An 18965-nucleotide genomic window follows, 5' to 3' on the forward strand; every position below is an offset into this window, starting at 1 on the left:
ATCCGTCCGACCCTTGGTGTTGCGCGGGTGTTGCGCCATTTAGGGCTTTGTTCTGAAAGGTGAATATACTGCAACCTGTGCGCGCCATGGTTTAGTGATTGACTAACCGAACGCCCTCAGGTAGAACATACCTATGCTGGGAAAGTTGAACGAGCGGCCGGGGGCGACCCCAAGGCCGCTTTTTCGATTTTCGGCTCGTGCGGACAGGACACGAGGCGGGACAGTTTGCATGAACGATATGGAATGGCGCGGGGTCGGTGATCCCGAGGGACCGTTCGTGGCCGGGCACGACCGGGTTCGGGCGGATACAGTGCCGATTGCCAGTGCGGCGGCGGAGATGGACCCAAGCGAGGCCATCGCCGTCGCCGAGGGGTTGTTCTGGTCCTATGTCAAGGATCTGAAGCGTCACGAGGCCGCGTTGGAGGCCAAGCAAAGCGGGGCCGTCGACCCTGCCGAGCTGAAGGAAGCCATGCAAACCGCAAAGGTCGTCCGCGAGGCGGTGGGCCTTTTGATGGCGGAAAGGAACAGGGTTGACAAGCTACGCAAGGATATCGCCGGAGGGGTCGGAGGCGGCAGCCTCGACCTTGACGGGGCAAGAGATGAAATCGGGCGCCGCCTGGCTTGCCTCCGCCGCGCCGGATGAGGTTGACGCATTCCTGGGCGGTCTGTCCGAGAATGCACTGATGGCACTGCCCTGGCTGTTCGAGTTCTGGGCCTTGCCCCACCAGTTGCCCCCCGAGGGCTGCTGGAAGACCTGGGTCATCATGGGCGGACGCGGCGCGGGCAAGACCCGTGCCGGGTCCGAATGGGTGCGGCGGATGGTCGAGGGACCGACCGCCGCCGCACCGGGGAAATGCCATCGTCTGGCGCTGGTGGGGGAAACCTTCGACCAGGTGCGCGAGGTGATGGTGTTCGGTGAATCGGGCATCCTGGCCTGTTCGCCCCCCGACCGGCGCCCGGTCTGGGAGGCCGGTCGGCGGCGGTTGGTCTGGGCCAATGGTGCGACTGCCACCGTCTATTCCGCGCATGAGCCAGAGGCCTTGCGCGGGCCCCAGTTCGACGCGGCCTGGGCCGACGAGCTGGCCAAGTGGAAGAAGTCAGAGGATGTCTGGGACATGCTGCAATTCGCGCTGCGGCTGGGGGATCATCCGCAGCAGGTCGTCACGACGACGCCGCGCAATGTGGGCGTGCTGAAGCGCATCCTGGGCAACGCCTCGACCGTGACGACGCACGCGCCGACCGATGCGAACCGCGCCTATCTGGCGGAAAGTTTCCTGGCCGAGGTGGCATCGCGTTACGGCGGCACGCGGCTGGGGCGGCAGGAACTGGACGGCGTGCTGCTGGACGATGTCGAAGGCGCGTTGTGGACCACAGCGATGCTGGAAGGTGCGCGGATCGAGCGGGCGCCCAAGCTGTCCCGCGTTGTCGTGGCGGTCGATCCTGCCGTGACGGCGGGCAAGGCCAGCGACGAATGCGGGATCGTCGTGGCAGGCGTTGTCACCAATGGTGAGCCGGGCGCCTGGACGGCCTATGTCCTTGAGGACGCCACGATCAAGGGCGGGCCGCTGGACTGGGCGCGTGCCGCCATCGCGGCAATGGATCGCCATGGCGCCGAGCGTCTGGTTGCCGAGGTGAACCAGGGCGGCGATCTGGTCGAGAGCGTGATCAGGCAGGTGGACCCGCTGGTCCCGTTCCGGGCGCTGCGGGCAGGCCGCGGCAAGGGACTGCGGGCCGAGCCTGTTGCGGCGTTGTACGAGCAGGGACGCGTCAAGCACCTGCGGGGCCTGGGCGCGCTGGAGGACCAGATGTGCCAGATGACGGTGCGCGGGTTCGAGGGCCGTGGCAGTCCCGACCGGCTGGATGCGCTGGTCTGGGCGATCCATGAACTGGTGATCGAGCCGGGGGCAAGCTGGCGGCGGCCGCAGATGCGGCGGCTGTAAGAAAGCCGGGGCGCTGCCCCGGACCCCGGGATATTTGGACCAAGATGAAAGGGCTGCCGTTTGGCGGCCCTTTTTCGTTGGCATGGAGGCGAGCTATGGCGTTTCGGTTGTTTTCGCGGGAGGAGAAGCAGGCTTCCCCGCCAGAAAGAAAGGCCAGTGCGACGGGCCGTGTTGTGGCGCTGGCCAGCGGCGCGGGCCGCGCGGTCTGGTCGTCGCGCGATACCGCCAGCCTGACGCGGGGCGGTTTCGTGGGCAACCCGGTCGGTTTTCGCTGCGTCAAGCTGATTGCCGAGGCGGGGGCCGCGGTGCCCCTGATCTGCGAGGATCGCGACCGGCGTTATGACATTCATCCGGTGCTGGATCTGCTGCGGCGGCCCAATCCGGGGCAGGGGCGGGCCGAACTGTTCGAGGCGCTGTTCGGCCAGATGCTGCTGTCGGGCAACGGTTATGTCGAGGCCGCGGGACTGGGCGCGCAGGGTCTGCCCGAGGAACTGCACATCCTGCGTTCCGACCGGATGAGCATCGTGCCGGGCGCGGATGGATGGCCCATCGCCTATGATTATTCGGTGGGCGGGCGCAAGCACCGGTTCGATATGACCGGCAGTCCCGACCCGATCTGCCACGTCAAATCCTTTCATCCGCAGGACGACCATTACGGCCTGTCCCCCATGCAGGCGGCAGCGGTGGCGCTGGACGTGCACAACAGCGCAAGCGCCTGGTCCAAGGCCCTGCTGGACAATGCGGCCCGGCCCAGCGGCGCCATCGTCTATAAGGGCGTGGACGGGCAGGGGGTTCTGTCGCCCGAGCAGTACGACCGGCTGGTGGGCGAGATCGAGATGAACCACCAGGGCGCGCGCAACGCGGGGCGCCCGATGCTGCTGGAAGGCGGGCTGGATTGGAAACCAATGGGGTTTTCGCCCAGCGACATGGAATTTCATGAAACGAAGCTGTCGGCGGCACGCGAAGTCGCACTGGCCTTCGGCGTGCCGCCGATGCTGCTGGGCATTCCCGGTGACGCGACTTATGCCAATTATGCCGAGGCGCACCGGGCGTTCTATCGCCTGACCGTGCTGCCGCTGGCCACGCGGGTGGCGGCGTCAGTCGCCTGGTGGCTGTCCGAGCATCTGGGTGCCGAATTCGAGCTGCGCCCCGACCCCGACCGCATTCCGGCCTTGGCCGAGGAGCGAGACCAGCAATGGGCGCGGATCGGCGCGGCGACATTCCTGACGGATGCGGAAAAGCGGGCGCTGCTGGGCCTGCCGCCGCTGGCCGAGGCGTGATCCCATGGAGGGGTCGCGTTTTGTGAAGGACAGCTTCGGTTGGCACGACCAGCGATTCGAGGCTCAGGAACGGATCATGGCGCTGCAATTCGGCACCGTGGAAAAGCGGCTGGAGCGGATCGAGGCCCTGATCGAAGGGCTGGAGAGGCGCCTGTGGATGACCGTCTATGGCGTCGTGGCCGTGATCCTGACGCAGGCAGTGCAGGGCATTCTTGAATTCGCGCCCAAAGGAGGCTGAGGCATGGTTCCGGGACTTGAGGTGAAATTCGCAGGCGGGGCGCCGGTCCTGACGGATGGACAGATGATCGAGGGCTATGCCAGCCTGTTCGGCCTTACCGATCAGGGAGGGGATGCCGTGGCGCCAGGGGCGTTTGGCGCATCGCTGGCAAGGCTGGCGGCCAAGGGCGACAAGGTGCGGATGCTGTGGCAGCATGATCCGCAAAAGCCCATCGGCGTCTGGGACGAGATCAGCGAGGACGAGAAGGGCCTGTGGGTCAAGGGACGGCTTCTGCCAGAGGTCGCCCTGGCGCGGGAGGCTGCCGCGCTCATCCAGGCGGGCGCGATCGACGGCTTGTCGATCGGCTATCGCACGATCCGCGCCGAGCGCGACCAAAAGGGCCGCCGCGTGCTGGCCGAGGTCGAGTTGTGGGAAGTGTCGCTGGTCACGTTCCCGATGCTGCCCGAGGCCAAGGTGGGTCGCAAGGATTCGGACGATCTGCGCGAATTTGCGGCATTGTTTTCTGCCGCGACCGAGGCGCTGCGGGTTTGATGGTTTCGGGGGGATGAAGCCCCCCCGGTCTGTGGGTTTTGGATCGCCATGGTGGTCCGAAAACAAGGGGCGGGTCGGCCCCGATCATCGCGATGAGGAGAAGATCATGACCGAGGTGAAAGCCGCGGAGGGTGGCGGCACGGCCGTCGACCTGAAGGAAGCCATGCGGGGGTTCGTCGGCGAGCTCAAAGGTTTCCGCAATGACATCCAGACGAAACTTGCTGCACAGGAAGAACGCATGACCATGCTTGAACGCAAGACCATCCGCGGCCGCGCGCCCTTGTCCACCGTGGCCGAGGTCGAGGCGCCGCATCAGAAAGCCTTCAGCGCCTATCTGCGCAGCGGCGACGATGACGGCCTGCGCGGCTTGGTCATCGAGGAAAAAGGGCTGACGGTCGCTGGCGACGGCGGTTTCCTGGCAGCGCCGCAGGTTGCGGAAACGGTCCAGAACGTGCTGCGGTCCGGTGCTTCGCTGCGCAAGCTGGCCAATGTCGTGACCATCGAGTCCGCCACCTATGAGGTGCTGGTCGAGAAGAACGAGATGGGTGCGGGCTGGGCGGACGAGGATTCCGCCGCCGACACGGCACCAGGCAATGTCGAGCGTATCTCGATCCCGCTGCATGAACTGTCGGCCATGCCCAAGGCTAGCCAGCGTCTGCTGGACGACGCGGCCTTTGATGTCGAAGCCTGGCTGGCCGAGCGCATCGCCGACAAGTTTGCCCGGTCCGAGTCGGCCGCATTCGTCGTGGGTGATGGCCAGTCCAAGCCGCGAGGCATTCTTTCCTATCCGACTGCGTCGAATTCGACAGCCGGGGCCAATACCATCGGGGTGATCGAAACGGCTTCGCTTGGCGGCTTTGATGCAGCGGCTCCTGCCGATGCATTGATCGATCTGATCTATGCGCTGGGCGCCGAATATCGGGTCAACGCCAGCTTTGTCATGAATTCGAAGACAGCGGCTGCGATCCGCAAGATGAAGGATGCCGATGGCCGGTTCCTGTGGACCGATGCGCTGGCTGCCGGGCAGACTCCGCAACTGCTGGGCTATCCGGTCATGATCAGCGAAGACATGCCCGACATCGGTCCCGATTCCCTGGCCGTCGCATTTGGCGATTTCCGCGCCGCCTATACCATCGTCGAGCGCCCCGACCTGCGCGTCCTGCGGGATCCCTTCAGCGCCAAGCCGCATGTCTTGTTCTATGCCACCAAGCGCGTGGGCGGCGGGGTGACCGATTTCCGTGCTGTCAAGCTGTTGAAGTTCGCCTGACCCCAAACGACGGGTTCGGGTGAAGGGAAAGACCGCGCGCGGGTGGCCGGCCATCCCGGCTTTGCAACTGTCCGCGCGTGCTGATGGCTGGCGCGCGGGCGCGGTCTTTCCCGTCCTGACACAAGGTCAAGGCCCCGGCCGGGGGCCTTGTTTCGGTGAATGACAGGCGGACAGCAAGACGGGAGGTTCGCGAAATGTTGCTGATCGAGGAAACGGCGCCGGCAGCCGAGGCGCTGCCTGTTGCGGCGCTGCGCGAGCATTTGCGGCTTGGAACGGGGTTCGAGATCGCCCAAGACAACGCCGAGGACGTCGCGTTGGCCGGTTTTTTGCGGGCCGCCATCGCCACGATCGAAGCCCGTACCGGCAAGGTATTGCTGACGCGCCGCTTTCGGATGCAATTGGACGACTGGCGCGACAGGCTGGGCCAGACCTTGCCCCTGGCGCCGGTGATTGCCGTCGAGAAGATCGAGATCGACGATGGAATGGGCACCGTGACAGAAGTGCCGCCGGACAACTGGCGGCTGCTGCCGCATGGACAGAGGCCCATGATCCTGCCCGCTGGCGTGATCCTGCCGCATGTACCCCGCCGGGGTTTGGTCAATGTGACCTTTACTGCAGGATTCGGCGATCGCTGGGATCAGGTGCCTGCTGATCTGGGACAGGCGGTCCTCATATTGGCTGCCCGCTACTATGAAGATCGCGGCATGGACGGAAACAGGGGTGCAATGCCGTTTGGCGTCAGCACACTGATCGAGCGATGGCGTCAGGTGCGCACGCTGGCTGGACGCGGCAGCCGCGAGGCAAGCCGATGAATACACCCCGGCTGAATGTTCAACTGGATCTGGAAACTCCCGTTCGCCAGTCCGACGAGATGGGCGGCTATCGCATCGTCTGGCAGAGGATAGGATCGTTGTGGGTCGAGATGAAAGCGACCACCGGAACGGAACGCGGAGCCGAGGTCGGACCGGAGAGTGTGGTGTTCTGGCGCATCACAACGCGCGGCGCACGATACGGCGATCCACGGCGTCCTGCTGCCGGCCAGAGGCTGCGGATGGGACCACGCCGGTTTGTCATCGAAGCTGTGGCCGAACGTGATCCGACCGGTCTGTGGCTGACCTGCTTTGCCCGAGAAGAGGAACAAACATGAGCTTTGCCGCAAGCGTCGCCCTGCAAGGGGCGGTCTATCAGCAGTTGCGTACCGATCCCGCCCTGCAAGACCTTGTGGGAGATGCGATCTTTGATGCGATGCCGGTAGAAACGCCGAATGGAGTTTTTGTTTCGCTTGGTCCCGAAGAGGTTAGGAATGCGGGTGACGTGACGGCGGCAGGATCGAGACATGATTTCATCGTGTCGGTTCTGTCTGGCGCGGATCAGGGGGTAGGTTTTGCAGCCGTCAAGGCTGCGGCTGCCGCTGTTGCCGATGCACTGGATCAGGCGCAATTGGCGCTAAGCCGAGGGCGACTTACCGCTTTGTGGTTCCTGCGCGCCCGCGCGCGGCGGGTTGAAAACGGGGCTGCGCGTCGGGTCGATCTGACCTTTCGCGCACGGATTGATCTGGCTGAGGAGTAGGGCCAATGGCGGTACAGAATGGACGCGATCTGCTGATCAAGATGGACATGACCGGGAGCGGAGCGTTCGAGACGGTTGCAGGGCTTCGCGCCTCGCGATTGTCGTTCAATGCTGAAACCATCGATGTGACCAGCCTGGAAAGCCAAGGTGGTTGGCGCGAGCTGCTGGGTGGCGCGGGGGTGCGCAGCGCCTCGATTTCCGGGTCGGGGGTTTTTCGCGACGCTAGTACCGATGGCCGTGCACGGCAGATTTTCTTTGACGGAGAAGTGCCTCGGTTCCAGGTCGTTATCCCGGATTTTGGCACGGTCGAAGGACCATTCCAGATCACCGCGCTGGAATATGCCGGGAGCTACGATGGCGAGGCGACCTATGAGGTGACGTTAGCCTCGGCTGGGGCCCTGAGTTTTGTGGCCATGTGATGGCAAACCCGATGCGCGGAGAGGTCGAAGTAGTATTGGACGGCACCCTCCACGTCGCCCGTTTGACGCTGGGCGCCCTGGCAGAGTTAGAGCATGACCTGGGTGCCGACAGCCTGATGGCCATTGCAGAACGGTTCGAACAGGGCCGGTTCAGCAGCCGCGATGTGCTGGCTGTGCTTGTCGCAGGCCTGCGGGGCGGGGGCTGGAGCGGCTCGGCCGCGGAACTTCTGACAGTGGACATCGGCGGCGGGCCGGTGGCGGCGGGCCGTGCCGCTGCCGAACTTTTGGCACGGGCATTTCGGATCCCGGCATGACTGGCGGTCTGGACTGGCCGGGGTTGATGCGGGCCGGGATGCGGGGGCTTGGTTTGCGCCCGGATCAGTTCTGGGCGCTGACGCCCGCGGAATTGGCGCTGATGCTGGGTGTCGAGGCGGGGCCGCCTGCCATGACGCGCAACCGGCTGGCGGAACTGGCGGCGCGCTATCCCGACCGGCCGACGGAAACATCTGGATAAGAGGCGAGGGCGATGGCCAACAAGAACGGGTTCGGCTCTGCGCTGGACGACTTGGACGAGGGACTCGGCAATACCGGGCGCATGACGGCTGCCTTTGAGGCCGAACTGGAGCGGCTGCGCCAATCGGTAACCGTGACGGCGCGCGAGGTCGGATCGCTGAGTTCGGGTATCGAGGGCGGCTTGCGACGGGCCTTTGACGGGCTGGTTTTTGACGGCGAAAAGCTGTCCGAGGCGCTGAAGGGCATAGGTCGTTCGATTGCGGACACCGTGTTTTCGATGGCAATGAAGCCCGTGGAAAATGCCCTGGCCGGATCGTTGGCCCAAGGGATCGGCGGCATGCTGTCAGGAGCAATGCCATTTGCCAATGGCGGGGCTTTTGTCCAAGGGCGTGTGATGCCCTTTGCCAAGGGCGGTGTCGTCAGCCAGCCGACGCACTTTCCCATGCGCGGGGCGACCGGCCTGATGGGCGAGGCAGGTCCCGAAGCCATCATGCCACTGCGCCGGGGGGCGGACGGAAGGCTGGGGGTTGCGTCGGCCGGGGGTGGTTCGCGGCCGGTGAACGTCACGGTGAACGTCTCTACGCCCGATGTTGCGGGCTTTCAGCGCAGCCAGGCCCAGATCGCGGCGCAACTTGGTCGTGTCATGGCCCGTGGCGAACGTAACGGCTGAACACAGGATCGGCTCATGGCTTTTCACGATGTAAGATTTCCGGCCAATCTGTCCTTCGGATCGCTGGGCGGGCCAGAGCGGCGGACCGAGATCGTTGCGCTGGCCAGCGGGTTCGAGGAGCGCAATACCCCCTGGGCCCATGCCCGGCGGCGTTATGACGCCGGAATGGGGCTGCGGTCGCTGGACGATCTGGCGGCCCTGATCGCCTTTTTCGAAGCCCGTGCGGGTCAGTTGCACGGGTTTCGCTGGAAGGATTGGTCCGATTACAAGAGTTGTTTGCCATCGCGCGCGCCGGCCTTTGACGATCAGGTCATCGCCCGGGGGGACGGCGTGCAGAAGGTCTTTGCGTTGACCAAAATCTATTCCTCGGGTCCGGGCAGCTATGTCCGGCCGATCACGAAGCCTGTGCGCGACAGCGTCCGGGCCGGGGTCGGCGGAAGCGAAGTGTTTGCCGGTAGGCATTATTCGGTAGATCACGCAACAGGAGTTGTCAGTTTTGCCGATGCCCCCGAGGCTGGAGCGGAGATAACGGCAGGTTATGAGTTTGACGTACCCGTGCGCTTCGACACCGACCGCATCGCTGTTTCCGTTGCCTCTTTTCAGGCAGGCGAGATCCCCGACATTCCCGTTATCGAGGTGCGGGTATGACTGCGACGACGATTGCGCGGGCCTGGATGGTGCGCCGCGCCGATGGGATGGTGCTGGGCTTTACTGATCATGACGCCAGCCTGACCTTTGAGGGTATCCGATTTCTTCCGGACCATGGCATGTCGGCCCGCGCGCTGGTTCAGGCAACCGGTCTTTCGGTTGACAACTCTGAAGCCGAAGGTGCGCTATCGGATGATGCAATCACCGAAAAGGATGTCCTTGCGGGTCGGTGGGACGGTGCCGAGGTCCGTATGTGGGAGGTAGATTGGACCCGTGTCGCATCACGCCGCCTGATCTTTGCCGGCAGCCTGGGAGAGATTGCTCGTTCCCGTGGCGCCTTCCGGGCCGAACTAAGGGGGCTTTCCGAGCCTCTCAATGCAGCCCGCGGTCTGGTGTTTCATCCGCGCTGTTCAGCACGGCTGGGTGACAGCAATTGCAAGCGTATCCTGACTGGCGCGACGTTCATGACCGAGGCAAGCATTGCAAAAGTCAGCGATGGCAGCGTTTTGGGTTTTACGGCTTTTCCCGCCTACGGCCCCGGCTGGTTCGAGCGGGGCAATATTCTGGTTCTGAGTGGTAAGGCCGAGGGGCTTCATGCCTCAATCAAGGACGACGTTGCCAGCCCGGGTGGACGCCGCGAGATCGCACTGTGGCAGGCTTTGGGCATCTTGCCCGACATCGGCGATCGGGTGCGCATCGTGGCGGGCTGCGACAAGCGTGCGGAAACGTGTCGCAAAAAGTTTGATAATTTCCTGAATTTCCGCGGGTTTCCTCACATACCTTCCGAAGACTGGATCATGGCGCCGCAGACGGGGGGACGACGTGGTTGATGTTGTGCATCTGGCGCAGGCCTGGATCGGAACACCTTATCATCACCAGGCCAGCGTGAAGGGAGTCGCTTGCGATTGTCTTGGGCTGGTGCGGGGCATCTGGCGCGAACGCTATGGGTCCGAGCCCGAGGTTTTGCCCCCTTATACGCCCGATTGGGGCGAGGGAGGCGGCCACGAGGTTCTGTTTTCGGCCGCGCTGCGCCATCTGGTGCCGGTCGCACAGGTGGAACCGACGCGTCCAGGGGATGTATTGCTGTTCAGGATGCGGGCGGGCGCCATTGCCAAGCATCTGGGCGTCATGTCCGCCGTCGGCGAGGCCCCGCGCTTCATTCACGCCTACAACGCCCATGGCGTCATCGACAGCCCCCTGACGATGCCTTGGCAGAACCGGATCGTGGCCCGGTTCCGCTTTCCCTGAATTCAAGACCTTTAGGAGACCGTGATGGCAACCATCGTCCTGTCCGCTGTCGGGGCGTCGCTTGGCGGAAGCTTTGGCGGCGCGGTTCTGGGCCTGTCTGGCGCGGTGATTGGCCGCGCCGTCGGCGCGACGGTGGGCCGGGCGATCGACCAGAAACTGCTGGGCAACGGGTCGCGGGCGGTCGAGACGGGGCGCATCGACCGGCTGCGTCTCCAGACCGGAGGCGAGGGCATGCCCATTCCGCGCATCTGGGGACAGATGCGGGTGCCGGGTCATGTCATCTGGGCCTCGCCCCTCGAGGAAATTGCGCGCTCCGAAGACGCAGGGGGCGGTAAGGGATCGCCCAGATCCACGGTTATGCAGATCAGCTATCGTCTGTCGGCTGCGCTGGCCTTGTGCGAGGGGCGCATCCTGGGGGTGGGCCGAGTCTGGGCCGATGGCGAGGAAATCTCGGCCGACGATCTGAACATGCGGGTCTATAAAGGCGATGAAAATCAATACCCCGATCCGGCCATTGCCGCGCACGAGGGCCAGATGGCACCGGCCTATCGCGGCCTGGCCTATGTGGTGCTGGAGGATCTGAATCTTGAACCCTGGGGCAACCGGATGCCCCAGCTAAGCTTCGAGGTGACGGCGCCCGCGCAGGACGGCAGCGGTCTTTGCCGCGACATTCGGGCGGTTGCGCTGATACCGGGCACGGGCGAGTATTCGCTGGCGACGACGCCGGTCAATCAGGATCTGGGGCTGGGCGAGTTGCGTTCCACGAACGTCAACACGCCGATGGGCGGCACGGATGTCACTGCCTCCCTGAATATTCTGGGGCGGGAACTGCCCAATGTCGGGTCGGTTTCCGTTGTCGTGTCGTGGTTCGGAAGCGACTTGCGCATCAACCATTGCGCCCTGCGTCCCAAGGTCGAGCAGCGCGAGGTGGACGGGGCCGAAATGCCCTGGTCGGTGACCGGCATCCAGCGCGCGGATGCCGCCCAGGTCGCGCGCGTGGATGGCCGCCCGATCTATGGCGGCACGCCGTCGGATCGGTCGGTGATCGAGGGACTCAAGGCAATCGCCCAGTCGGGGCGCAAGGCTGTTTTCTATCCGTTCATCCTGATGGAGCAGTTGTCGGGAAATCGTCTGCCCGACCCCTATGGCGCGACCGAACAGCCGGTCATGCCGTGGCGGGGCCGCATCATCACATCGGTTGCGCCGGGCGGCGGCGGTTCGCCCGACGGGACTGTTGCCGCAACAGAGGAGGTTGCGGCCTTTTTCGGCGCCGCTGCCGTAACGGATTTTGTCCGCGATGGCGACGACGTGCGCTATACCGGGCCAGAGGAATGGTCCTATCGCCGGTTCATCCTGCACTATGCGCATCTTTGTGCCGTCGCAGGGGGGATCGATTCCTTTCTGATTGGGTCAGAGATGGTCTGCATGACGCAGATCCGTGGTGCCGGAAACAGCTATCCCGCAGTCCAGCAATTATGCCGTCTGGCAGCCGATGTGCGGCAAATCCTGGGTCCATCGGTCAAGATCGGATATGCTGCCGACTGGTCGGAATATTTCGGTCATCATCCGGGCAAGGGCGAGCTTTTCTTTCATCTCGATCCGCTGTGGGCCCATCCCGACATCGATTTTGTCGGCATCGACAACTATATGCCGCTATCGGACTGGCGCGATTCCGAGGATCATCTGGACGCCCACTGGGGGCGCATCGGCAATCCAGACTATTTACAGGCCAATGTTTGCGGCGGAGAGGGATTCGACTGGTATTACGCCAGCGAGGCCGATCGGGATGCGCAGGTTCGGACGCCGATCACCGACGGTACCTATGACGAGGCCTGGGTTTGGAAATACAAGGATTTGAAAAGCTGGTGGAAAAACCAGCATTTCGACCGGCCCAACGGAGTCCGGAGCAGCAAGGAGACGGCTTGGCTGCCGGGATCCAAGCCAATCTGGTTCACTGAATACGGCTGCGCTGCACTGGACAAGGCGACGAACCAGCCAAACAAGTTTCTGGATGCGATGAGTTCGGAAAGCACGCTGCCGCATTATTCAAATGGTCAGCGCGACGATGCCATCCAGGCCGCTTACATTTCGGCAGTTAACGCATATTGGTCACAGGCCGCCCACAATCCTGCGATGGCCGACGGTCGGCGCATGGTCGATCTGGGCCGGGCGCATGTCTGGTGCTGGGATGCACGACCGTTCCCTGCATTCCCCGGAAGAACCGATCTGTGGTCGGATGGTCCCGCCTGGCAGCGTGGGCACTGGCTGAACGGTCGGGCGGGGGCCGTTATGCTGGCATCGGTCATTGCCGATATCTGCCGCGAGGCGGGTGTCAGGGATGCCGATGTCAGCGCAGTGACCGGCCTGGTTCGTGGTTATCAGGTTCATGGCGGCGAAACTGCACGCGCTGCCTTGCAGCCCTTGCTTCTGGCCCATGGACTGGATGTTGTAGAACGTGAAGGGCAACTGCGCTTTGTTCATCGCGATGGCCGGATTGCGCGCGACCTTGGTCCCGATGATCTGGCGATCGGAGAAGATATTTCGGGTTTCGAAACGATTCGCCAGCCGCAGGCCGAACTTTCCCAGCGGGTCCGGCTGACGCATATAGAGTCGGGCGCCGACTATGGTGTGGCGACGGTCGAGGTCAGCTTATCCGATACAGGCGGCGATACGGTCAGCAACAGCGAATTTTCGATGTCCCTTACCCGTGCCGAGGGCCGAGCCATCGCCGAGCGCTGGCTGTCAGAGGCACGTGTTTCCGCAGATTCCACACGGTTTTCCTTGCCGCCTTCTGCCGCGGATCTTGGCCCAGGGGACGTGATCCGCATGAACATCGGAAACGCAGAACCCAAGAGATGGCGTATCGACCGGGTCGAGCGCGCAGGTGCCATCACCGTGGACGCTGTGCGGATCGAGCCAAGAGTTTATCGACCTGCCATGTCGAACCCAGATGATGGTATCACCAATCGCTATACGCCTTTGCTGCCGGTCTGGTCGGTCTTTCTGGATCTGCCGCTGCTGAAAGGGGATGAGCAGCCTCATGCACCCTATCTTGCGTCAACGGCCAAGCCGTGGCCGGGTTCGGTCGCGGCCTATGCGTCGATCGAAGCCGAAGGCGGGTTTGATCTGAATACCGTTCTGACACGTCGAGCATTCATCGGGCGGACCGAATCCCCGCTGCGTCGCGCGCGCCCTGCCGTTCTGGACCGTGGGGCACCGCTGCGGCTTCGGATCAAGGATGCAACCTTGCGCTCGGTTGGACAAAAGGCTTTGCTGGCTGGCGCGAACGTCATGGCTGTTGGCGACGGGTCGATGGAGAACTGGGAAGTGATCCAGTTTTCAAAAGCGGTTCCCGTCGAAAGGGACCTGTGGGAGATCAGCGACAGGCTGCGCGGTCAGGCCGGCACGGATGCAATCATGCCGGATGTCTGGCCAGAGGGCAGCATTGTCGTGATAATGGATGGTGCGCCCCGGCAGGTCAGCCTTCCGCCGTCCGCCCGTGGCCAGGAACGGTTCTGGCGGATCGGGCCGGCGAAGCGGGCCTTCGACGATCCAAGTTACCGTACACAAATCACGCAGGCGCGCGGGGTGGGGCTTCGCCCCTATGCCCCTTGCCATCTGCGCGTCGAAAACCGGACGGCGACATGGATTCGCCGCAGCCGGATCGACGGCGACGGCTGGGACGGCCTGGACATACCGTTGGGAGAGGTTCGGGAAAGCTATCGACTTCGGATCATACAAAGCGGGGCGATTCTGCACGCGGCGGATATCGAATCCCCCCGATATGTCATTCCGGACGATATCTGGAATGCCGCCAGGCAGGCCGGAGCCTTTACGCTGGCCGTATGCCAGCTTTCCGACCAGTTCGGCCCCGGGCCCTTTGCCAAGAGGACAATTCATGTCGACTGAAACCGCACGTCTGCAACTGCCGCTTCTCCAGTCAGCGCAGGCCCAGAAGCATGTGACCGTCAACGAGGCGCTGATGCGCCTGGACGGGATGGCGAACATCGTTCTGGAAAGCACTTCCACGCTGAACCCTCCAGAAGCCGTGATCGAGGGTCAATGCTGGGGTGTTCCTTTGGACGCATCGGGCGCCTGGGCTAGACGATCCGGAAAGATTGCCATCGGGGCCAACGGAGGCTGGATCTTTGTTGACCCCACGCGCGGGTTGCGGGCCTTCGTTGCCGATACCGGTTTGCAGGCCATCCATACCGGCCAAGGCTGGTTTCATGGCGGTTCCACCCTGGGCGCCACCGGCGCGGGGCTGGCGCACGGGATGGCCGATGACGAGGTGACGGTGGGAACGGGCACGGTCTTTGACACAAGGATCGCGATCCCCGCCAATGCCATGGTTATCGGGGCCGTGGCCCGTGTGACCCAGACGCTGACCGGCAGCCTGCAAAGCTGGCGGCTGGGCAGCCCCGGATCGGACAATCGCTTCGGGCAGGGTTTGGGCAAGGCCGCCGGGTCTTGGGCAAGAGGAATGCTGGGAACACCAATGACCTATTATTCGGATTCAACCCTGATCATGACGGCTGAAGGGGGCATGTTTGACGGCGGCAATGTCAAGCTGGCCGTGCATTGGATGGAGCTTCGCCTGCCCGACTGACAGGCCTTCTTTCATTGGCCGGAACTTCGCGTTACAACGAGCCATGACTCACGCGGAGCCCGCCATGACTATTCAAGGCAGCAAGAAAGCCCTGGGACTGGATCGCGATGCGATCTGGTCGCAATTGCGCGACGAGGCACGGGCAGCCGTTCGCGACGAACCCCTGCTGGGGGCCTTGATCCATGCCGGGCTTCTGCATCATTCCGATCTGGAATCGGCGCTGGCTTATCGGTTTTCCTTGAAACTGGCCAGCGGCGAGATGAGCGAGCAGATCCTGCGCGAGATCGCGGATCAGGCCTATCGCACTTCGCCCGCGCTTGGGGATGCCGCGCGTGCCGATCTTCTGGCTGTCTATGACCGCGATCCGGCAACGCATCGTCTGTTGCAGCCTGTCTTGTTCTTCAAGGGCTTTCAGGCGTTGCAGGCCTATCGCATGGCTCATTGGCTGTGGCAGCAGGAACGCCGCGATATGGCGTATTTCGTTCAGATGCGGTGCTCGGAATGCTTTGGAGTCGATATCCATCCTGCGGCCACGATTGGAACAGGCGTGATGATCGACCACGCGCATTCCATCGTGATCGGGGAAACGGCGACCGTCGGCAATGACGTGTCGATGCTGCATTCCGTCACGCTGGGCGGCACCGGCAAGGAAGATGGCGATCGCCATCCCAAGATCGGCGATGGTGTCATGATCGGGGCCGGAGCCAAAGTATTGGGCAACATCCGCATCGGCCACCATTCGCGTATTGCCGCAGGATCGGTGGTTCTGCACGATGTTCCTTCGTGCAAGACCGTTGCGGGGGTTCCGGCTCGGGTCGTTGGCGATGCCGGTTGCGCGGAGCCGTCGCATAGCATGAACCAGTTGCTGGGTCTGGGCGAGAATTATTTCTGAGCCCAGTCTGCCGCCCCGCTTCCGCGCAGGTCATTCAGCGTCATTCCCTCGGCCCTCAGCCTGCCGTCCAGTCCGTGCGCAATATGTGCTGCAAGAGACAAGCCGTGGTAAACGAGGGCGGAATAAATCTGAACGGCTGAGGCGCCGGCGCGGATCTTTTCCCAGGCATCCTCTGCAGAACTGATGCCGCCCACCCCGATCAGGGGAATGGCGCCGCCAGTTGCCCGCCATAACTTTGCCAGAACCACGGTTGACCGCATACGCAGCGGTTGCCCTGACAGGCCGCCCGTTTCAGCCGCCTGCGGATCGAGCAGGCCTTCCCTCGACAAGGTGGTGTTGGTGGCGATTATCGCATCGACGCGGCAATCTCTGGCAACCGCCGCAATTTCTTGAATCGCCATGTCATCCAGATCGGGCGCGATCTTCAGAAAGATCGGCGGGCGCTGTTCAAGACTGTCGCGCGTGGCGATTACCCCCTCAAGCAAGGCAGCAAGAGCCTCTGCCCCTTGCAGATCCCTCAATCTTTCCGTGTTCGGAGACGAGACGTTCACCGTCAGGAAATCTGCTACCGGTCCCGCCGTAGCGACGACGCTGGCAAAGTCCGCCGCCCGGTCCCGGCTGTCCTTGTTCGCGCCGATATTGAGCCCGACCGGTATCCCCGCGGGTCTATCTGCCAGACGGGATGCGATGATACGCGCGCCGTCATTGTTGAAGCCGAACCGATTGATGACGGCCCGATCCTTGGCCAGGCGGAACAGTCTTGGCTTGGGGTTGCCCGCCTGGGGATATGGCGTGGCGGCCCCCACCTCGACAAAGCCGAAGCCCGCCTTCATCAGTGACGCGACTGCCTTGGCGTTCTTGTCATAGCCTGCGGCCAGTCCCACCGGGTTGGGAAGATTGAGACCTGCGAGCGTGGATCTCAGCCGCTCGGAAGTGACGGGTCCTCCCTGAAGGGGGACCAGACCCCAGGACAGCGCCTTGATGGACAGGTCATGCGCCCGCTCAGGGTCGATCCGGTGCAAAGCCGCCAAACCGATTTTTTCAAGAACATTCATTCCAGCGGTCCTGTTTCATGACCCCTGGGGGTTCGTGCAACATCGCGCGACCAAGCGATATCGTCCATCGTCAGGGCCCTGTAGAGGTGGGGAAACAGATCCCCGCCACGGGACCGCTCCCAGCGGAGGGCCTCGCCAAGGTCCGCATCGCGGCAGGCCAGCAGGACCAGATCCCCCTCCTTGGAAAAATGCCGGCGTAGCGTTTCCCCAAGCTGCAGCGCGGTGGAGAAATGCACGAAGCCGTCCACCCGGTCGACAGGCGCACCGTGCGTTTGTCCGTCAGACTGGAATTGTGACCATTCCGGGTGGCGCAGAATCTTGTAGATCATCATGACCGCATTTGCCTTTGCCCTGTGCGGCCGGTCAAGGCGCCCCAGTTTCGGATTGCGTCATTTGACCCGCGGAATTGCCTGCGCCATCCTTTTGGCGATCGGCATCCCGGAAAGGAATCAACCATGCCTCTTCGCCTTTTGACCGTTGTGTCCATCGCGGCGCTTTTTGCGGGTTCTGCTCAGGCCGAGACGGTGCTGCACATTCTTCATACGAACGATCTGCACAGCCGGATCGAGGCGATCAACGAATACGACAGCACGTGCGAACAAGAGGCGCGCGATGCCGGCGAATGCTTTGGCGGGGTTGCGCGGCTTGCCGCAAAAGTGCGCGAAATTCGCGACCAGATCCAAGCCGAGGGCGGGAACGTGATCGTGCTGGACGCAGGCGACCAATATCAGGGATCGCTGTTTTACACCACCTACAAAGGCGCAGAGGTCGTGGAATTCATGACCTCTATCGGCTATGATGCGATGGCGGTCGGCAATCACGAATTCGACGATGGGCCCGAGGGGCTGGCCGTACTGGCGGACGGAGCGGATTTTCCGGTCGTTTCGGGCAATCTCGATCTGTCCCGATCCAATGTCCTGAACGGCAAAGTGGGCGATATCGCAATTCTTGATGTCGGCGGCGAACGGATCGGTATCGTTTCGGCCCTGTCCATGGACACCCCTGAAATTGCCTCGCCGGGGCCGGGCGTGATCTTTCAGGACGATGTCGAGAGCCTGAGGGCCGACGTTCAGGAACTGACCGACCAGGGCATCGACAAGATCATCGCGTTGACCCATGTGGGGTATCGTCGCGACCAGTATTTCGCCCGCGAGGTGCCGGGGCTGGATGCGATCATCGGCGGGCATTCCCATACGCTTCTGGGCGACATGGAAGGGGCGGAAGGACCCTATCCTACCCTGGTGGGCGGACCGGGCGGGGTCGAGGTTCCGGTGGCAACCGCCTATGCCTATTCAAAATACCTGGGTCACCTGACGCTGACCTTTGATGACGGGGGCAATCTGGTCAAGGCCGAGGGCCAGCCGATCCTTCTTGACAGTTCGATCCCCGAGGACGAAGCGATTGCCGCGCGTGTGACTGAAATGGCGGCCCCCATCGAAGAATTGCGCCAGACGGTCGTGGCCCAGGCCGCAGCCCCCATTGACGGAGACCGGACGAATTGCCGGGCGCGCGAATGCCAGATGGGCAACCTGGTTGCCGATGCGATGCTGGACCGGGTCAAGGATCAGGGCATCACCATCGCCATTGCCAATGGCGGGGGTTTGCGCGCCTCGATCGACCAGGGGCCGGTGTCGATGGGCGAGATTTATACCGTTCTGCCGTTCCAGAACACGCTGGCAACCTTTCATCTCAGGGGAGCGGACGTGATTGCCGCGCTCGAGAACGGCGCCAGCCAGTATGAGGATGCGGGGGGTCGATTTGCTCAGGTGGCCGGGCTGAAATACACCGTTGATCCGGCGGCCGGGACCGGCAGCCGCATCAGCGACGTCATGGTCATGGACGAGGGCGAATGGAAACCCATCGATCCTGACGCAACCTATGGGGTCGTGTCCAACAACTATATGCGCGGCGGCGGCGACGGCTACGAGGTTTTCGAGACGAGGGCCGAAAACGCCTATGACTTCGGACCCGACCTGGCCGAAGTCGTCGCGGAATATCTGGCCGGTCTGGACGAAAGCTATCGACCCCTTCTGGATGGACGCATCACGGTCAGGCAGTAGGCGATCCCCCGGTGCGGCTGTGGGGC

General features: G+C 63.3%; 22 protein-coding genes. 20 read left to right on the forward strand and 2 right to left on the reverse strand.

Annotated elements, in window-relative coordinates:
- The first annotated feature begins 229 nt into the window (after positions 1-229).
- The 19 genes from EYE42_RS00690 (at position 230) to cysE (ending at position 15824) form a co-directional block, all read left to right on the forward strand.
- Positions 230-643, forward strand: a complete 414-nt coding sequence (locus tag EYE42_RS00690) for a permease (protein ID WP_246020532.1) — start codon at positions 230-232, stop codon at positions 641-643.
- Positions 600-1940, forward strand: coding sequence for a DNA-packaging protein (locus tag EYE42_RS00695; RefSeq protein ID WP_130989392.1), 1341 nt, complete (start codon positions 600-602; stop codon positions 1938-1940). The genes EYE42_RS00690 and EYE42_RS00695 overlap by 44 nt, the downstream gene beginning before the upstream one ends.
- 95 nt (positions 1941-2035) lie before the next feature.
- A complete protein-coding gene (locus EYE42_RS00700; RefSeq protein WP_130989393.1) occupies positions 2036-3220 on the forward strand; it encodes a phage portal protein in 1185 nt (394 codons plus the stop codon).
- A gap of 4 nt (positions 3221-3224) precedes the next feature.
- Positions 3225-3458 (forward strand): GTA head formation protein, RCAP_rcc01685 family, encoded by a 234-nt coding sequence (locus EYE42_RS00705; RefSeq protein ID WP_130989394.1) that lies wholly within the window; start codon positions 3225-3227, stop codon positions 3456-3458.
- A gap of 3 nt (positions 3459-3461) precedes the next feature.
- The gene (locus EYE42_RS00710; RefSeq protein WP_130989395.1) at positions 3462-3989 is read left to right on the forward strand and encodes an HK97 family phage prohead protease; all 528 of its coding nucleotides are present in this window, start codon (positions 3462-3464) and stop codon (positions 3987-3989) included.
- Positions 3990-4095: 106 nt separating this feature from the next.
- A complete protein-coding gene (locus tag EYE42_RS00715; protein ID WP_130989396.1) occupies positions 4096-5256 on the forward strand; it encodes a phage major capsid protein in 1161 nt (386 codons plus the stop codon).
- A 194-nt stretch (positions 5257-5450) separates the two neighbouring features.
- Positions 5451-6068 carry a head-tail connector protein gene (locus tag EYE42_RS00720; protein WP_130989397.1) on the forward strand — a complete coding sequence of 206 codons (618 nt, stop codon included), beginning with the start codon at positions 5451-5453 and terminating at the stop codon, positions 6066-6068.
- On the forward strand, positions 6065-6403 hold the full coding sequence (locus EYE42_RS00725; RefSeq protein WP_130989398.1) for a head-tail adaptor protein: 339 nt from the start codon (positions 6065-6067) through the stop codon (positions 6401-6403). The genes EYE42_RS00720 and EYE42_RS00725 overlap by 4 nt, the downstream gene beginning before the upstream one ends.
- Complete coding sequence (locus tag EYE42_RS00730) at positions 6400-6825, forward strand: DUF3168 domain-containing protein (RefSeq protein WP_130989399.1); 426 nt, start codon at positions 6400-6402, stop codon at positions 6823-6825. The genes EYE42_RS00725 and EYE42_RS00730 overlap by 4 nt, the downstream gene beginning before the upstream one ends.
- A 5-nt stretch (positions 6826-6830) precedes the next feature.
- Positions 6831-7244: a phage major tail protein, TP901-1 family gene (locus tag EYE42_RS00735; protein WP_130989400.1), complete on the forward strand. Its 414-nt coding sequence runs from the start codon at positions 6831-6833 to the stop codon at positions 7242-7244.
- The gene (locus EYE42_RS00740; RefSeq protein WP_130989401.1) at positions 7244-7558 is read left to right on the forward strand and encodes a gene transfer agent family protein; all 315 of its coding nucleotides are present in this window, start codon (positions 7244-7246) and stop codon (positions 7556-7558) included. Before EYE42_RS00735 ends, EYE42_RS00740 begins: the two co-directional genes overlap by 1 nt.
- Positions 7555-7758 (forward strand): rcc01693 family protein, encoded by a 204-nt coding sequence (locus EYE42_RS00745; RefSeq protein ID WP_130989402.1) that lies wholly within the window; start codon positions 7555-7557, stop codon positions 7756-7758. Before EYE42_RS00740 ends, EYE42_RS00745 begins: the two co-directional genes overlap by 4 nt.
- 12 nt (positions 7759-7770) lie before the next feature.
- A complete protein-coding gene (locus EYE42_RS00750) occupies positions 7771-8427 on the forward strand; it encodes a phage tail tape measure protein (RefSeq protein ID WP_130989403.1) in 657 nt (218 codons plus the stop codon).
- Between the two features lie 15 nt (positions 8428-8442).
- Positions 8443-9075 (forward strand): DUF2460 domain-containing protein, encoded by a 633-nt coding sequence (locus tag EYE42_RS00755; protein ID WP_130989404.1) that lies wholly within the window; start codon positions 8443-8445, stop codon positions 9073-9075.
- Positions 9072-9905 carry a DUF2163 domain-containing protein gene (locus EYE42_RS00760; protein ID WP_130989405.1) on the forward strand — a complete coding sequence of 278 codons (834 nt, stop codon included), beginning with the start codon at positions 9072-9074 and terminating at the stop codon, positions 9903-9905. The genes EYE42_RS00755 and EYE42_RS00760 overlap by 4 nt, the downstream gene beginning before the upstream one ends.
- The gene (locus EYE42_RS00765) at positions 9898-10323 is read left to right on the forward strand and encodes an NlpC/P60 family protein (protein ID WP_130989406.1); all 426 of its coding nucleotides are present in this window, start codon (positions 9898-9900) and stop codon (positions 10321-10323) included. The genes EYE42_RS00760 and EYE42_RS00765 overlap by 8 nt, the downstream gene beginning before the upstream one ends.
- Positions 10324-10347: 24 nt before the next feature.
- Entirely contained in the window at positions 10348-14232 is a 3885-nt protein-coding gene (locus EYE42_RS00770) for a baseplate multidomain protein megatron (RefSeq protein ID WP_130989407.1), read from the forward strand.
- A complete protein-coding gene (locus EYE42_RS00775; protein ID WP_130989408.1) occupies positions 14222-14932 on the forward strand; it encodes a DUF2793 domain-containing protein in 711 nt (236 codons plus the stop codon). Before EYE42_RS00770 ends, EYE42_RS00775 begins: the two co-directional genes overlap by 11 nt.
- A 64-nt stretch (positions 14933-14996) precedes the next feature.
- Positions 14997-15824: a serine O-acetyltransferase gene (gene cysE, locus EYE42_RS00780; RefSeq protein WP_130989409.1), complete on the forward strand. Its 828-nt coding sequence runs from the start codon at positions 14997-14999 to the stop codon at positions 15822-15824.
- On the opposite strand, the gene EYE42_RS00785 is transcribed toward cysE, so the two are convergent.
- Together EYE42_RS00785 and EYE42_RS00790 are read right to left on the reverse strand one after the other, a co-directional pair.
- The gene (locus EYE42_RS00785; protein ID WP_130989410.1) at positions 15815-16879 is read right to left on the reverse strand and encodes a quinone-dependent dihydroorotate dehydrogenase; all 1065 of its coding nucleotides are present in this window, start codon (positions 16877-16879) and stop codon (positions 15815-15817) included. The genes cysE and EYE42_RS00785 overlap by 10 nt on opposite strands.
- The gene (locus tag EYE42_RS00790; RefSeq protein WP_130989411.1) at positions 16876-17211 is read right to left on the reverse strand and encodes a DUF952 domain-containing protein; all 336 of its coding nucleotides are present in this window, start codon (positions 17209-17211) and stop codon (positions 16876-16878) included. Before EYE42_RS00790 ends, EYE42_RS00785 begins: the two co-directional genes overlap by 4 nt.
- 123 nt (positions 17212-17334) lie before the next feature.
- Between EYE42_RS00790 and EYE42_RS00795 the strand changes: the two genes are divergently transcribed.
- A complete protein-coding gene (locus EYE42_RS00795; protein WP_130989412.1) occupies positions 17335-18939 on the forward strand; it encodes a bifunctional metallophosphatase/5'-nucleotidase in 1605 nt (534 codons plus the stop codon).
- The last annotated feature ends 26 nt before the right edge of the window (positions 18940-18965 follow it).

Source organism: Paracoccus subflavus, assembly GCF_004310345.1.
GTDB lineage: Bacteria > Pseudomonadota > Alphaproteobacteria > Rhodobacterales > Rhodobacteraceae > Paracoccus > Paracoccus subflavus.